The organism is Stenotrophomonas sp. YJH_SMC_131, assembly GCF_059367975.1.
In genome coordinates this window covers 625,612-640,410 of sequence record NZ_JCAFRJ010000001.1, presented here as the reverse complement: position 1 = coordinate 640,410, position 14,799 = coordinate 625,612, and the positions used below count along the sequence as shown (strand labels likewise).

General features: G+C 62.2%; 12 protein-coding genes and 1 tRNA gene. 9 read left to right on the top strand and 4 right to left on the bottom strand.

The window, feature by feature from the left end; all coding sequences use genetic code 11:
- The first annotated feature begins 241 nt into the window (after positions 1-241).
- The 8 genes from AC5P56_RS02960 to AC5P56_RS02925 all read left to right on the top strand — a co-directional run bounded on the left by AC5P56_RS02960 (position 242) and on the right by AC5P56_RS02925 (position 10,338).
- Entirely contained in the window at positions 242-4,927 is a 4,686-nt protein-coding gene (locus AC5P56_RS02960) for a DUF8616 domain-containing protein (RefSeq protein ID WP_288496585.1), read from the top strand.
- Complete coding sequence (locus AC5P56_RS02955; RefSeq protein ID WP_049420889.1) at positions 4,924-5,379, top strand: SEL1-like repeat protein; 456 nt, start codon at positions 4,924-4,926, stop codon at positions 5,377-5,379. Before AC5P56_RS02960 ends, AC5P56_RS02955 begins: the two co-directional genes overlap by 4 nt.
- Before the next feature lie 358 nt (positions 5,380-5,737).
- Positions 5,738-6,142 carry a hypothetical protein gene (locus AC5P56_RS02950; protein ID WP_141098646.1) on the top strand — a complete coding sequence of 135 codons (405 nt, stop codon included), beginning with the start codon at positions 5,738-5,740 and terminating at the stop codon, positions 6,140-6,142.
- 277 nt (positions 6,143-6,419) lie between these two features.
- Positions 6,420-6,809, top strand: a complete 390-nt coding sequence (locus tag AC5P56_RS02945) for an ankyrin repeat domain-containing protein (protein WP_241887294.1) — start codon at positions 6,420-6,422, stop codon at positions 6,807-6,809.
- A 563-nt stretch (positions 6,810-7,372) separates the two neighbouring features.
- Positions 7,373-7,870, top strand: a complete 498-nt coding sequence (locus AC5P56_RS02940; RefSeq protein ID WP_241887295.1) for a hypothetical protein — start codon at positions 7,373-7,375, stop codon at positions 7,868-7,870.
- A gap of 892 nt (positions 7,871-8,762) precedes the next feature.
- Positions 8,763-9,263 (top strand): hypothetical protein, encoded by a 501-nt coding sequence (locus AC5P56_RS02935; protein ID WP_229653722.1) that lies wholly within the window; start codon positions 8,763-8,765, stop codon positions 9,261-9,263.
- Positions 9,260-9,709, top strand: coding sequence for an adhesin (locus AC5P56_RS02930; RefSeq protein ID WP_100450745.1), 450 nt, complete (start codon positions 9,260-9,262; stop codon positions 9,707-9,709). Before AC5P56_RS02935 ends, AC5P56_RS02930 begins: the two co-directional genes overlap by 4 nt.
- A 170-nt stretch (positions 9,710-9,879) precedes the next feature.
- Positions 9,880-10,338 carry a hypothetical protein gene (locus AC5P56_RS02925; RefSeq protein WP_100450744.1) on the top strand — a complete coding sequence of 153 codons (459 nt, stop codon included), beginning with the start codon at positions 9,880-9,882 and terminating at the stop codon, positions 10,336-10,338.
- A 77-nt stretch (positions 10,339-10,415) separates the two neighbouring features.
- Here AC5P56_RS02925 and AC5P56_RS02920 read toward each other — a convergent pair whose 3' ends face one another.
- The 4 genes from AC5P56_RS02920 to AC5P56_RS02905 form a co-directional block, all read right to left on the bottom strand.
- The gene (locus AC5P56_RS02920; RefSeq protein WP_495231455.1) at positions 10,416-11,246 is read right to left on the bottom strand and encodes a PDZ domain-containing protein; all 831 of its coding nucleotides are present in this window, start codon (positions 11,244-11,246) and stop codon (positions 10,416-10,418) included.
- Positions 11,247-12,293, bottom strand: coding sequence for a retropepsin-like aspartic protease (locus AC5P56_RS02915; RefSeq protein ID WP_495231454.1), 1,047 nt, complete (start codon positions 12,291-12,293; stop codon positions 11,247-11,249).
- An 82-nt stretch (positions 12,294-12,375) separates the two neighbouring features.
- The gene (locus tag AC5P56_RS02910; RefSeq protein WP_288496586.1) at positions 12,376-12,933 is read right to left on the bottom strand and encodes a helix-turn-helix domain-containing protein; all 558 of its coding nucleotides are present in this window, start codon (positions 12,931-12,933) and stop codon (positions 12,376-12,378) included.
- Between the two features lie 640 nt (positions 12,934-13,573).
- Positions 13,574-13,650, bottom strand: a tRNA-Arg gene (locus tag AC5P56_RS02905).
- Between the two features lie 149 nt (positions 13,651-13,799).
- Here AC5P56_RS02905 and ubiA point away from each other — a divergent pair.
- Positions 13,800-14,693: a 4-hydroxybenzoate octaprenyltransferase gene (ubiA, locus tag AC5P56_RS02900; RefSeq protein ID WP_014648747.1), complete on the top strand. Its 894-nt coding sequence runs from the start codon at positions 13,800-13,802 to the stop codon at positions 14,691-14,693.
- Positions 14,694-14,799: the final 106 nt, after the last annotated feature.

The window sequence follows — 14,799 nt, the reverse complement described above, 5'->3', positions numbered from 1 at the left end:
TTGTAGAGCCGAGCCCACGCTCGGCTGCATTTTCGACACGCCCTCCTGCATCAGAAAACTCTGAAATCCGACCCACTCCACAGTTTCTGACTTGAATGTGTAAACCACATCGGAGATAACGTTCCCCGTGCGGTCAGGCCGCATTCCGGGCTAGGGACGATCCGAAGCATGACGTGGCGAGGCATTAGCCCCACGTTCTCGTTCCTGCCGGTGCTGCGTTCGTCCAGGAAGGAGAACAGGGATGTTGGAACGACTGAAGACCATTTCGTGTGCCGCACTGGCGATGATCGCGCTAGGGAGCTTGGCTCCTTGGGCTGCGCAGGCGCAGGAGGTGCAGAAGAAGTGGGAGAGCTACCTGTCGATGGGCCAGCCGCGAGCCACCGAAGCGGCGGTGCAGAAGGACATCAAGTCGCTCTTTTCCCAGTACGAAAAGGACAAACCCTTCGATTGGCATGTCAAACGCCAACGCGTCCTTGGAAAGAAGGTCATCTACGACTACCGGGTGAGACCCGAGAAGATCGTTACTACCGACTGGGTCTACATCCACTCAGGGCAGGAGTACTCCTCCGAAGATCAGATTCGTAGCGTGATCCTCGCTACCCGCGTCAGCGACCCGCAGTGCCCGGCGACTTCACTCACGGAGGATCCTTGGGTGGAGCTCCTTGGACTTGGCAGGGGCGACGACGGTAGCGTCACCAACGAGGAGAAGGATTTCCATTACACCTTGAACTTCTATCATCAGAGCACCCAAGAATGCTCGTCGATAGTGGGGTGGGAGCGTGTGCGCCGGGCCAGAACGGCGCTTTGTCCGAATCGACCGTCCCTGACGTGGAATGAGGCCCTGCAGATGTGCTCACTGGTCCAGCAGGACGAGCCGCACATGTCGCCCATGCTCTCCTACACAAGCGCGCCGCTGCCGCCGCAGCAGTGTCCTGTTGGTAACCCGTGTGACCCGACCACTGGCGATAAATCCCAGCCTGAGCCGGATCTCAACCTTGGATGGGTGAGCTTCCAACGCCACTATCACTCCCTGACAAGCACGGCGGGCGGCGCGTTGGGCACGGGCTGGACCCATTCCCACAACCTGCGGCTTACCGCAGGCGTAGACGATTCCACCTTCCCTCCCAGCCCCGAACTGAAAGTTGGGCTGATCGGCGCCGATGGCGGGCAGACCGCATTCCAGAAAGTGGGGGCAAGCTACGAAGCCATGGACGGAAGCGGCGATCGCGCGGTCCAGCAGGGCACCAACTGGCAACTCTCACGTGCCGGAGAGCGCATTCATTTTGATGCTGATGGCTTGATGCAGCGCCGCGATTTCGAAGACGGAACGTCGCTGACCTATGCACACGACAGCCGTGGTCGCCTGCTCAGCATCACCCATTCAACCGGTCGGCGCGTAGACGTCCAGTATCTCGCGCCGGGCGACGATTCGCTGATCTCGGCCCTGGTGGTCGCCGGCCAGCCTGTGGTGAGCTACACGTACTCTCCTGCTGGCGAGCTGACCACTGCGACCTATGCAGACGGCGCCAGCCGTACATACCACTATGAGGACACACGCTTCCCGGGCTACCTGACCGGCGTGACCGCCGAAGACACCCGGCGCTACAGCTGGTTTGGCTATGACGCCAAGGGGCGGGTCAGCTGCAGCCGCCATTCCGGTGATTGCAGTCAAGCCGACGTGGGCATTGATGGCGTGCGCCTGGAGTACACCCCGGCAGGCACCACCATCGTCACCGACGCGCTGGGCAAGCAGAGTACGTACGCATTGACTGCCACCGGCAGCAGTGGCCTTCCGCGCAAGGTCAATGGCATCACCGAAAGCAATGGCAGCATCACACACGCCTATCTGCCCGAGGGCACCGATTTCCGGCGTCGGCTGCAGTCGGCGACCGACCGCCGTGGTGTCGTCACCAACTACGCCTATGCGGAGGCCAGCGACGCTGTCGCAGGCACCGTCAGCGTGACCACCACCACCGAAGCGGCCGGTACTCCGGATCAGCGCGTCAGCGAAACGCGCGTGGCCATGGACAGCAATCGGCTGGTGCAGCAGACCGTCGGTAACCGTGAGATCCGCATCGCGCGCAATGCACGCCTCCAGCCGACCACCATCACCGTGCGCGACAGGGTGACCGGTGATACCCGCATCACCACGCAGACCTACTGTGAGGCCGAAGGGCCGGAGTGCCCGCTGGTGGGACTGCTGCGTAGCGTGGATGGCCCACGCAGTGATGTGGCGGATGTGTCCACCTATGCCTACTACACTGCGGACGACGCGGGATGCGCGGCCAATGGTGCTTGCAGTTATCGCAAGGGCGACCTGCGCAGCGTGACCAATGCGCTGGGCCAGACGGTCGAGACTCTGGCCTACGACGCGTTCGGACGGCCGTTGTCGGTCAAGGATGCCAACGGCGTGGTCACCGACTACACCTACCATGCGCGCGGCTGGCCGACCTCGGTCACCGTGCGCGGTGCCACCACAGCCGAGGATCGGGTGACCCAGATCAGCTACTGGCCGACCGGCCAGGTGCAACAGGTCACCGAGCCTGACGGCAGCAGCGTCACCTATGTCTACGACGCCGCCCAGCGGCTGACGGATATCGCGGACAGTGCGGGCAACACCATTCACTATGCGCTGGACAACGCCGGCAATCGCCTCAAGGAAGACACGCTGGATGCAGGCGGCACGCTGCGCCGTACCCTGGCACGGACGTTCAACACACTCGGCCAGCTGACCGCACTGAAGGACGCAGGCAATCACGCTACCGGCTTTACCTACGATGCCAACGGCAACCCGCAGACGGTGACCGACGCACTGCAGCGCGTGACCAGCCAGCAGTACGACCCGCTCAACCGCCTGGCGCAAATCCTGCAGGACGTTGGTGGCGTCGCGGCGGAGATCCGCAGCCAGTACGACGCGCTGGACCAGGTCACCCAGGTCACCGACCCGAAGGGCCTGCATACGACCTATGCCTACAACGGGTTCGGTGACCTGACCGGGCAGGTCAGCCCGGACAGTGGCGCCAGCAGCTTCACCGTGGACGCCGCCGGCAACCGCAAGACGGCCACCGATGCACGCGGCGTCACCGCCACCTATCACTACGATGGGCTCAACCGCCTGATCGGCATCGCCTATCCGAACCCCAATCTGGACGTGGGCTACAGCTATGACGTGGCGCCTGCCGCCTGTGCCGCCGACGAGCGCTTCGCCAAGGGACGGCTTGGGCAGGTGCTGCATGCCAATGGCAGCACCCAGTACTGCCACGACCGCTTCGGCCAGGTCACCCGTAAAGTGCAGACGATCAATGGTGTCGCCAGCACGCTGCGCTACGCCTACAGCAAGTCGGGTCGCCTGACTGCGTTGACCTACCCCGACGGCAGCGTGGCCGACTACGTGCGTGATGCCCAGGGCCGCATCAGTCAGATCGGCCTGACCCGCCCCGGCCAGGCGCGCCAGATCGTGGTGAACAACGTGACCTACGCGGCCTTCGGCCCGGCCACCGGCTGGACCTACGGCAACGGCCGCCAGCTGCAGCGTCCGTTGGACCTCGACTACCGCCCGCAGGCGGTGCATGACCCAGCCGCAGGCGGCCTGTCGCTGGGCTACGGCTATGACCCGGTCGGTTCGGTCACCGAGCTGAAGAACGGCGCAGGCTCGACGGTGCTGGCCCAGTACGCCTACGACACGGTGGGTCGCCTGACCCAGACCCAGGACGGTACGACCGGCACGCCGATCGAAACCTATGCCTATGACGCCACCGGCAATCGCACCGCGCTGACCACCTCGGCAGGCACGGCCAGCTACACCTATCCCGCAACCAGCCACCGGCTGACCGCCGTGGACGGCGAAGCGCGCGACCATGACGCGGTGGGCAACACCACCCGCATCGGCGGCAAGTCGTTCATCTACAACGATGCCAACCGCATGAACGCGGTGAAGCAGGGCAATGCGGTGCTGGAAAGCTACGGTTACAACCATCGCGGCGAGCGCGTGTTGCGCTCCGCGGCCGCCGGCGCGGCTCAGATCACCTTGTACGACGAGGCGGGGCAGTGGCTGGGCAACTACTCGGCCACGGGGCAGGCGCAGCAGCAGGCCATCTGGCTGGACAACTACCCGGTGGCACTGATCAACACGCCGGCTACCGGCGTGCCGGAGCTGGCCTACGTGCAGCCGGATCATCTGGGCACGCCGCGCGTGGTGATCGATCCGGTACGGAATGTCTCGATCTGGGAGTGGAGCAACAAGAGCGAGGTGTTCGGCAACCAGATTCCGAGTGCAGACCCGGACGGGGATGGTGTGGCGTTCGAGCTGGCGCTGCGCTTCCCAGGCCAGCAGGCCACGGATGCGAGTGGGTTGTTCTACAACTATCAGCGGGAATACGACCCGGCGGTGGGGCGGTATTCGCAGAGTGATCCGATTGGGTTGATGGGGGGGATCTCGACCTATGGGTACGCTAGCGCTTCCCCGGCAAGGCGGGTCGACCCTCACGGGCTCACCGACCTAAACTATATTCCACCCCACGACAATCCTGATTCTTATCTGGGCAATAAAATGATTCCGTCGCCCCCGAATATGCTTACCATTAGCATTCACCACAACGGAAATAACTTCATAGGGCCGGATGGTAGAAGCATGTCTGTTGAATCGCTGGCGCAGTCAATTCGACGCGATGCAGATCTTTCAAAGTATCTGTATATCAGGCTCTATTCCTGTCGAACAGGTAAGTCGGTAAATGGTGGGCCGATCCCAGCTCAGCAGCTATCTAAGGCGCTGAATATGACGATTCAGGCGCCTACCGAGTACACCTGGGCAAAGAACGATCCTTTGTATCCGGATCAAGGAAACTATGGAAAAACACCTGAAGGGAAGAAAGATAAAAGCAATCCTGGAGAGTGGGTGAATTTCATGAAGGAGGGTGGGGTCAAATGAGCATGTTCAAGAAGACTGGTCTTCTCCTGTATCTGGTGGGTGCAGGGTATGTAAATGCACAGGTGCCCCCTCAGCCGGAAAGGCCGGTGGTTGAGCTTGACGGCTCGATCGCGACGGATAGTGGCGCTGAGCTTGATGATAAGCAGCTACTTGCGTTGACTGGCCGCGCAGACGCGGGCGACGCTGAGGCAGCGTTTCGAATCTCACGCCACTTTGAGGGCAGAGGCACGGCTGGCAGCTCCCACATGTGGCTTGTCTATGCCGCAGCACTGGGGCACCCGATTGCACAGTACAACGTGTTCTTCATGTTGAAGGACAAGAAGGACTGCGCGTCATCAAGTGAGGCATACGCATGGCTCAAGAGTGCCGCGTTGAAGGGGGTGAGAGGCGCGGACTCTGAACTTGAGCAAGCGGCCCGCATAGCAGCTCAACGATGCGGTAGTAAACGATAGGGAGAGAGAGGTCACTTGCCGATTGAGGGCTAACAACGTCCAGCTACGCACTAAGTCCCCAGGCTCACATGGTGCGCAGAGGATGGGCGTGGGCTTTCGGCTACCGGTCGTATGTCAATAGATGGGAATGACAATGGAATTCTCATCTTGTACGGGGTAATGGGACGTTGTGGGGAGCAAGTGCATCGAAGTGGTTGCTGTGAGCCTGAATAAGAGGCCTGCCAAGGTCTTCGGAGGGTGCTCAGGAGCGCTTTGAAGATTCTTAAGTGAGTGGGTCTGAGGCGGGAATAGGGAAGTGGGAATTTCATTTGCGAGCGTTCTGTTGGTGTGCTTGCGGGCGGGGCAGAGATTGCAGCTGTTGAGCCAGCTTGTAGCATTGGCCAAAGAGAAGGAACTTGTGAGTATTGATATTCATGATCTCCAGTTAGCTGGAATTCGTCTTGATCCGGTGTCCGGAGTGACTGTTTCTCTGTTCGATGACTCTGTGCAGGGATCCTATGATTTGGTCTTTGGTCGAGTCAGGAAGGCGAGCATTGATGGTTTCTCTAGCCAGAATGTCGTGCTCGATCTTAAGGTCTTCAATCGAAAGGATGATTCCTTTGAATTCCAGCGGTGTTGCTTCCTCCTTGGTCTAGACCCAGTGGCTGCCCGGGAAATTGTCGATGGTGACACCTTGGTCTTCATTGAGGCCTCTGTCGGCGCAGAGATTGCACTTCTAGTAGAGGGCACTTGGGAAGGCCGGTTGATTCCTGTCAAATCATGATTCCTGAGCAGAGCTTCCCGGGGCGATCGAGCTATCGATCACCGGGGGCAACAGCAGACGGATACGCCGGATGGGGACGGAATTTTCATTTCCACGCGAATCCATCGTGGGTGCGGAGTGATCTGTTGAGGGTATCGCTCCACGACGCACGCTCCGCCTGGCTTGAGTGGGTGCGGGCTGCGGGGCATCTAGGTCGACACGGAGCTGACGGAGGGATGGATTACAGGACGGATCACCATCGGGCCAACGCAATGGGCTCTACCGTGCGTGCAGCCCGATGAACATCATCGATCCTGTACTCAGCGAACTGCTTTCCCGGCTCAGTGTCGACACTGACTTCGGCGATACGGTGCTGACTTGTCCGGAGACCCAAGGGGCCTATGAGGACACGTCCCTGCATGTGGTGGCCTATTACAACGATGTGGCCCTCCTCAGCGCATTGATGCCCTTCGTGACCAACATCGATGTGCGTGGTGATCTTGATCTGACGCCGCTGGCAAGCGCGGTGGCACATGGCAGCGTTGCGGCAGCAGCCTATCTCCTCTGGTGCGGTGCAGACCCACACGCCGAAAATGAGCTTGATCGGACACCACTGGAGATGATGTGCCAGGACCCAAGGTTTGATGATGTGGTGCGTATGGTCGACGCCGCAGATGGAGCCTGGTGATGGAAACTTCCGAAAAGAGGTTCTACCGATGCGCCTGATGACCTTCATCTGCCCACTTTGTGGCGCTAGCGGACAGAGCTTCCCCCTGCGATTTGCTGGAAAGCGTCAAGCGAAGACGTCCTGCCGGGGGTGTCGCGTCGAGCTTCGTTCAGACCCGCGGTTGGGCACGTACACGCTCTATCTTCTGTACACACAGGTCATCATCCTGGTGGCAGCATTGCCGCTGATCGGGGCCAGTGTCGCGGGTGAATGGGCGCGGCTGGGAATGATCTGTGCGGTGGTGCTGGTGCTGTGCTGGTTCCCCGGCGCGATCAGGCACGCACGAAGTCCGATCGTGCGCGCTTGCCGGGATCCCGATTACAGTTATGCGCGCAGGCCGGGTGTTTCGACTACGCACGCTGCCGCAAACCCGGGGCAGAGTAGCGACACGCCAAGCGCCAGCCCATGATAGGGAAGTCAAGAAATGACATGCCATCTTGGGCACGAGGTACAAATCATAGATCATTTTGCAGAACGGGTTGCAGATGATAATTAGCATTTGGCCGGCCCTTTCTGGGGCTTTCATGTCTATGCCGAAGGCTGGTATCTTGCGTGCAGCGGTGCTGCTCTTGCCAATGCTAGGGGGCTGCAGCATTCACCAGTTTCAACATACGGAATGGAAGTCGGACTGGGTAGATGTTTCGTCCGATGCGATTTTCCCTGGCAATTCAACGACTCTGCCGCTTGACCGCATTTCCACGCTTGATCCTGATAGTGAAGCAGCCATTGCGGAGTGGATGTTGAAGCATTCGCTGGCCGTGGTATCGGCATCAGAGGTTAAAGGGAAGATCGGTCCAATGCCGTTGAGTGACCTGAAGCCAGCGCCCGGGGAGAGCGTCTACTTCGTCAGGGCCGCTTCGGATGAAAGTAGGGGCAAGTTCATCGGCTACGTCAACGACAAGGGACTTCTCATCATGTATGGGGTGATGGGGGGCTGCGGTGAGCAGAAGCAACGGGTGGTTGCCGTGAGCCTTCGGGAGAAGCCCGCCAATGTATTCGGTCGATGCTCGGCGGCGCTATAGTGCGCTGAAGCGCCGAGCTCCGCCTACTGCCTGGCGGATGACGCCAGGTGTGCGACCAATGGCGCGCTCGGCAACCGCAAGGGAGATCGGCGCAGCGCGACCAATGCGTTCGAGCAGATCGTTCTGGGGAGGTAATGGAAAACAGTCAAAGGAAATCGGGGTTGCTCAAGAGTTCTCTCGATGCCAAAGGCTTCTTCCTGCGCGCTTTGTCTGTCGCGTCCGTCTGTGTGCTCGCCCTGAGCGCATGCGAGAATGACCGCTTAGGGGAGCTGCAGCTGAAACCCATCTACGCGGAACTGAGTAGTGCGTATTACGGTGGGATGTGCGAGGGTGCAGCCGGTCCAGACGCCAGTATCGAGAAGGTTCGTGCGGTGCGCATTGGTACGATCGCTGGTGATTGCGCAGTGCTCTATTTGGACGGAGTAGATAGGAAGGGTGAGCCCGTGATCTATGGAGCGAAAACTGGGGATCGGCCTGAATGTGCTGGATTGATACGAAAGCTCGAAGTCGGACGGGCAAGCGCGGCAGTTCTCGGCAGGGCGCGGGAAATATGCAGATAGTGATTTTCAGATATTCTCCGTATGACCTCCACTGTTGGGGGGCGCAGATGCCCGCTGTGGGCCGGCAGTCGCAATCTTCTTCTCAGTGCCAGCCTGGCCTTAAGAAACTCGAATTCGGCGTCTAGTATGAAGATGAATTTGGATACCTTGGAAAAGGTCTCATCAATATTGTTCGACGCGCTCCGCTCCAGGGGCTTGCAAGAGAACTGGCCGCACTGTTCAGGAGGTATCGGATTCCACTGGCCCAGCTGCGAACGCTGGAGGTAGGCAGGTACTCTCGAGCGCTGCGCGATGCGTTGCGCGAGTAGGGCGCCAAGCGGGATGCAAGGTGCATGAGCTCCCGCGCTCCTCCACCAAAGAACGCGATCGGCCTGCACGCCCTCGGAGAGGTACAAGATGAAAGCCAGGCAGATTCTTCGGTACGGGCTGGCCTACGCGGTGTCGTGTGGAGCACTCTGGCTGTTCCTGCACTTTGTGGGCAGGGCGCTTTACGCCTTCGACTCACATCAGGTTTTCTTCTGGCTGTATGGGCCGTCAGCCTTCTGTTGCTGGGAATTGGCGCACGGGTTCCCGCCGCTGGCCGCCTGACGATCAGGCGGCTTGCCAAGGGGGCTGGCTTGGGGCTGCTTGCGGGCCTTCTGGCCCAGGTCGTGGTGCTTGTACTGGAAGCCTATAGATTCAGCGGATTCAGGCCATCGCTGCTCTGGCAGGTAGCGGTTTCGCTGATGGTGATGAGCGTCGTGCTGCTCACGCCGCTCTGGGGCGTAGTGCTGGTTGCCCTCACCGTCGCATGCCGCCGCGACAACAACCCACATCAGGCCTCGAACCCATGAAGCGCCTGACTGCCTTTTGCCTCGTGGTTGCACTGACATCCTGTGCGGCGCATCCGAACCGCACCACGAAGTGTCCACCGGCCCATTTCACCTACGTCGGCACCGAGAGAGTCGACGGACTGACCTACGGGCGCTTCCAGATCACCCACAACGCTGATCAGCCGCTTCAGCTGTGGGTGGATGAGAGACGCAGGTTGAACTCAAGGACCGCTCGCGCAGAGATGAGGCGTAAAGGCGAGGATGCCTGGCGACCTTACAACGTGATCCTTGAGGAAATCACACCGGGAGCGATCGGGCTGTCGATCGGGCAGGGTGAACAGCAGAGCGTTTTGTTCGATGGTGATGGCGTGTTCCTGCCCGGCCAATCCAGTGCGGACACGGAGTACTCCATCGTGGTACGGGATGCAGCCGGTTGCGAACATCGCACCGCGTCATTCATTCCCTGACGTTGCCGCCGCTGTGCGAGATTCTCGGTCACCCCCGCTCAGCGGCACCCACTGCATGCGCAGCGGGTGCCCCACAGCGGTCTGCGCGATCTCAATCGGCACGCCATCCCGCAGCCACGCGGCCCGCCAGCACCAGCTCGGTATCTGAGGTCAAACTACAGCAAATGCCAATGTCCCGCGAACTGATTTTCATAAGGTGCATGAAGGGCGCAGCTGCAGTTGGAGCGTTGGCGATCTGCTGCGCGCTGATTGCGTCCATGATGAATATGGGCTGTCCAGTCGTTGGGTACTCTCCAGCAGTCATGTTTGCTCTTTTTTTCGCATTGCTGGTGCTGCTTGTGTATTCCAAGTTCGAACTGGCGGGGAGGGGAATTCTGTCGGTTGAGGTTGGGCGAGTGCGATTCGCATTCGCTATGGCTTTCCTGGCCGAGATGTTCATGATTGGGTTGCTGGTCGCCCGCAACCTCGAATGCGATAGCTTCGTTCGCGCGATTCCCATTCCTGGGGCACTACTTGTCTTCTATACAGCTGCCGCCTTCTCATTTGTATTCAGTGACTTCTACCTTGGTGCAGCGCGAAAAATCATCAGACTTGGTGCTCGGCCGAGGAACTTCTTAAGAGACAAATAGTTGGAACTGCCTTTGTGGTGCGTGAGCATCCGCCACGTGAGTGGCGGGTGCTCCGCAGGGATAGCGCCAGTTCTGACTCAATCGGCACGCCATCCCGCAGCCACCCGGTCCGCCAGTACCAGATCGGTATCCACCTGCCGGCCATCGCGCAGATAACGGATGCCCACGCGCGTCCCAACCGGACGCTCACGCAACAGCGCACGCCAGTTCGCCAGCATCCGCGTGGCAATCGGCTCGCCTGAAACCATGACAATGCGATCATCCCTGCGCAGCCCAGCGCGTGCCCCGGCGCTGGACGGCGCCACATCGGCCACACGCAGTGCATCGTGTTCAGCCTGCAGCCACAGCCCGCTGCGATCGAAGGCATCGGCCTGCGTGCTTTCGGTATTGGGTACCAGATAGAGGCGCTTGGCACCGTAGTCGATGCCCATCGAGAAGCGCCGCAGCACGCCGCCACCCAGGATCGCGCCGTAGTCGGCCAGGGCCAGCGCGCCCTTGTCAGTGCTGGACAGATCACCGACCAGACCAGTGACCTTGATATCGCCCATGCGCAGCACACCGAGCCGGGCAGGTCGCGCCCGCCCCGCGCCACCCAGGCCCCATCCAAGCACCGCCTCCTCACTGGCGTGGTATTTCTCCAACAGACCATGGGTACGCACGAACGGACTGCTCAGGCTCAGCGAGTTGCGTGAGCCGGTGTCCAGCCACAGGCGAAGCAGGATGCCGTCAAGCTCGCCATTCAGTACCGGCGCGCGGTCATCCTGTTCGAACGGCAGCACCACCGCGTTGGCAGGCGGCTGGTAGTGGCCCGGCAGGGTGAAGCTGAGCACGCGCGCGCCATAGTCGAAGGTGGTGACGAAGCGCAGGAAGGTCTCGTAGCCGATGAAGCCATCATGCGGCACGCCCATCTAGTTGATCTGCTGGCCGAGGTCGATGATGTGGAACACCGGGTTTGCAAGGTGCGCGCCACCGATGCGCAGGTGGCGGGCCTGTGCCAGGCCCAGGTCGCTGGCGTTGTCGCCGGCACCATGCACGCTCAGGCGGCCCGTGGTGGTCAGCCCCAGGCGCTTGGCGGCGGTCGGTGTCAGCAGATTGATGGCGCCCGTATCCACCAGGAATCGCGCCGGCTGTCCGTCCACTTCGGCCTCGATGTAGACATGGTTGTTGATCAGGTCGAACGGAATGCGGGTGGTGCCGCTGGCATCCTCGATATAGCTGTCATGGGCCATCATTGGCGGTGCATACACGGTGTCTGTTACCGGGCCATCCACCTGGTAGCGCTGCACCTGTACATCGCTGCGCAGTCGCGGATCAGCACGGCCCCGGGCATCGAGGGTGTCGGTGATGATGCGATGGGGCAGCAACAGGCCTTCGACCGCCCGGTAGTCCTCCAGTGCGGTGGCGGTGGGTGTGCGAGCGGATGCAATGACCACGCGGCCGAGCAGGCCGCTGCCCCTATCGAACCAGAGCTCGATCGGGTCGGCGCCCTCCGGCTTCGTGGCCAGGACGGTATAGCGCCGGCCATCCAGAGCCTCGGTGCGGGGCGCGGCAAAGTGCGTGGTCGGATAGGCGTTGGACCAATAGGCACGGGTCGCCAGCCACGACTGCGTGCGCGCGGTCCGACGTGGCACGGTGCCATCCAGCAGGCCGACCTCGCCGCCATAGTCGCGCCGCCAGGACAGTTGCCCATCAAAGCCCTGCGCGACGGTGAAGTCTCCCAGTTGCGCCTGTTCGGCATAGCGCCCGGCACGCAGGTCCTGGTTGAGCTGCCAGCGCCCGTGCAGGCCGCCCACCGACTGCTCGCCCACCGCCTGCAGACGCTGTACCGACAGCCACTGCTCGCCACCACTGGCTACGCGGGCCTTGGCCAGCACATCGGCAGCATCCACCCCCGCGGCGTGTGCCGGAACCGCCAGCATCCACAGCAGGCCACCTAGCATCCATCGCAAACGCATCGCCTCACCTCCTTCGTTGGGTCAGGAGGTGATGGCAGCGCCCGGACCGGGGATATTCGACCGGGCGTGAAGGATTGGACGTTCAGTTGGACGCGGTGAGGCGGCGGTACTCGCTCGGCGTCTGTCCGGTGGCGCGCTTGAACGCGCTGTTGAAGGTCGACTTGCTGCCGAAGCCGGCGGCAAGGCCGATGTCCAGCACGCTGCGGAGGTCGGACGGATCGGACAGGCACGCCCTCGCGGCAGCGACGCGGAAGCTGTTCACGAACTCGGAGAAGCTCTGGCCCACCCCTTGGTTGAGCGCCTGCGAGACCTGGTTGGGTGACCAGCCGCTGCGCTGGCTGAGGGTCTGAAGATCCAGCCCGGGCGCTTCATGCAGGCGTTCGTCCTGCATCAATGCGGTCAGCGCGCTGGCGATGGCCGCGCATTGTGCTGCGTCGATGCCCGAGCGCTCGTAGCGTGCGTGGGTCGTATCCTCGGCGGACGCGGTCATGTCCACCATGATGGGTGCCGCAGTGCCCGCACGTACGCGCAGCTGCTGGCGTACGACCCGGCACGCCAGCAGGTACATGCCCATGGTGGTCAGCAGGCTGAGCCCGATGCTGGCCAGCAGTGGAGCAGCGTCCGGCGGCCACCGGTTCATTGCGCTGGCAAGCCAGCATCCCGCCATCACGATCGCCAGCCCGCGCAGTCCGCTGCGTTGGATGGCGGCTCCGGGCGGGGCGGGCGGCGCACGCAGCGAGAGCCACAGCGCGGCCAGCAGGTAGGGAGCACCCTTGCAGCAGCCAGCCGTGGAAACTGAGCTGGAACAGCACATCGCCCAGCGGTGAGGCCTCGAAAGGCGCGAGTGCGTTCAACAGGGAAATGGCGAACGCGAGGCCAGCCGGCAGCAGATGCGCGAGCGGCAAGGGTGTTGCAGCGGCCTGCGCGGGTGTCAGCAGCGCACGCGCATGGCCATACAGCAGTGGACCGAGCAGATAGACCAGAGGCACTTCGATGACCCGCAGCCAGCGCACGGCGTCGGGCGAGAGCCAGGCCTGGCCACCCAGCAGCACCAATCCGAACAGATTGGCGGCGGCGAAACAGGCGAGGAATGCGGTGAGCAGCGGGTTCCCACGCGATGTGCGACCGACGCTCACGCCGGTGGACAAGGTGGCCAGGCCGAGAATCGCAGCACCCGCGGCCAGCTTCAGCAGATCCGGTGGCGTCATGCGCGCAGTGTTGATGAAGCACGTGGCAACGTCCAGCGCGGGCTGGCGGCGTGCAGGCAACACAGGGGAAGATGGCGCGCCCGGAGGGATTCGAACCCCCGACCAATGGCTTCGGAAGCCACTACTCTATCCGGCTGAGCTACGGGCGCGTTGTAGAACCGCCGCGCCGTCGGCCGGTGCCGGGGCGGGCATCGCAGCGCCATGAAGCGGTGCGGGACCGGCATTCTATCCAGTTTCGCCGAACAAATCTCCCCCCACGGGCAAAGCCCTGCCAGAGGGGCAGGAGTATCCTATCGCCATGGCTGATACCCCCCTCACTTCGCCGCAGTCGCCGGCGACGCCGCGTTGGCGGCATTACTGGAGTCTGATGCGCGCTGATCGCCCGATCGGCACGCTGCTGCTGCTGTGGCCCACCTGGTGGGCGTTGTGGCTGGCCGCGGGCGGCCTGCCGCCGCTGTGGACGCTGTTCGTGTTCACCGCCGGCGTGTGGCTGACCCGCTCGGCCGGTTGCGTCATCAACGACTACGCCGACCGCTGGCTCGACCCGCATGTGGAGCGCACCAAGGCGCGCCCGCTGGCCACCGGTGCGATCAGCGGCCGCGCCGCGCTGGCGCTGTTCGCCGTACTGATGCTGGTGGCGTTCGGCCTGGTGCTGACCCTGAACGGGCTGACCATCGGCCTGAGCTTCATCGGCGTGTTCCTGGCTGCCAGCTATCCGTACCTGAAGCGCTACACCCATCTGCCGCAGGTCTACCTGGGCATGTCGTTCGGCTGGGGCATCCCGATGGCGTTCGCCGCCGTGCAGGGCGAGGTACCTATGCTGGGCTGGCTGCTGTATGCCGGCAACATCCTGTGGTCCACCGCCTACGACACCTGGTACGCCATGGTCGACCGCGAGGACGACCTGAAGATGGGCTCGCACTCCACCGCGATCCTGTTCGGTGATCTCGACCTGGTCATCCAGGGCGTGCTGTACGCACTGTTCCTGGCCACGATGGCGCTGGTCGGCGTGCGCGGCGGGCTGGGCGGGTACTACCTGGCCGGCGTGGCCGTGGCCACCGCGCTGGTGGTGTACGAGTTCTGGATCTGCCGCAACCGCGAACGCGGCCCGTGCTTCAAGGCGTTCCTGCACAACAACTGGGTGGGTGCCGCGCTGTTTGCCGGCATCGCCGCGGACCTGGCGCTGCGTTGATTGCCCGGGGTCGGATCCCTTTTCCTGTGGGAAAGGGCTCTGACCCTTCTGCCGCGCCGATACCCGGCTCGGGGTCAGAGCCCTCTCCTGTGGAGAGGGATCCGAC

Coding starts and splice junctions, on each gene's coding strand:
- AC5P56_RS02915 (WP_495231454.1), bottom strand. CDS start 12,293: ATGCGTTTGCGATGGATGCTAGGTGGCCTGCTGTGGATGCTGGCGGTT.
- AC5P56_RS02945 (WP_241887294.1), top strand. CDS start 6,420: ATGAACATCATCGATCCTGTACTCAGCGAACTGCTTTCCCGGCTCAGT.
- AC5P56_RS02925 (WP_100450744.1), top strand. CDS start 9,880: ATGTCCCGCGAACTGATTTTCATAAGGTGCATGAAGGGCGCAGCTGCA.
- AC5P56_RS02960 (WP_288496585.1), top strand. CDS start 242: ATGTTGGAACGACTGAAGACCATTTCGTGTGCCGCACTGGCGATGATC.
- AC5P56_RS02940 (WP_241887295.1), top strand. CDS start 7,373: ATGTCTATGCCGAAGGCTGGTATCTTGCGTGCAGCGGTGCTGCTCTTG.
- ubiA (WP_014648747.1), top strand. CDS start 13,800: ATGGCTGATACCCCCCTCACTTCGCCGCAGTCGCCGGCGACGCCGCGT.
- AC5P56_RS02955 (WP_049420889.1), top strand. CDS start 4,924: ATGAGCATGTTCAAGAAGACTGGTCTTCTCCTGTATCTGGTGGGTGCA.
- AC5P56_RS02910 (WP_288496586.1), bottom strand. CDS start 12,933: ATGAACCGGTGGCCGCCGGACGCTGCTCCACTGCTGGCCAGCATCGGG.
- AC5P56_RS02930 (WP_100450745.1), top strand. CDS start 9,260: ATGAAGCGCCTGACTGCCTTTTGCCTCGTGGTTGCACTGACATCCTGT.
- AC5P56_RS02935 (WP_229653722.1), top strand. CDS start 8,763: ATGAGCTCCCGCGCTCCTCCACCAAAGAACGCGATCGGCCTGCACGCC.
- AC5P56_RS02920 (WP_495231455.1), bottom strand. CDS start 11,246: ATGGGCGTGCCGCATGATGGCTTCATCGGCTACGAGACCTTCCTGCGC.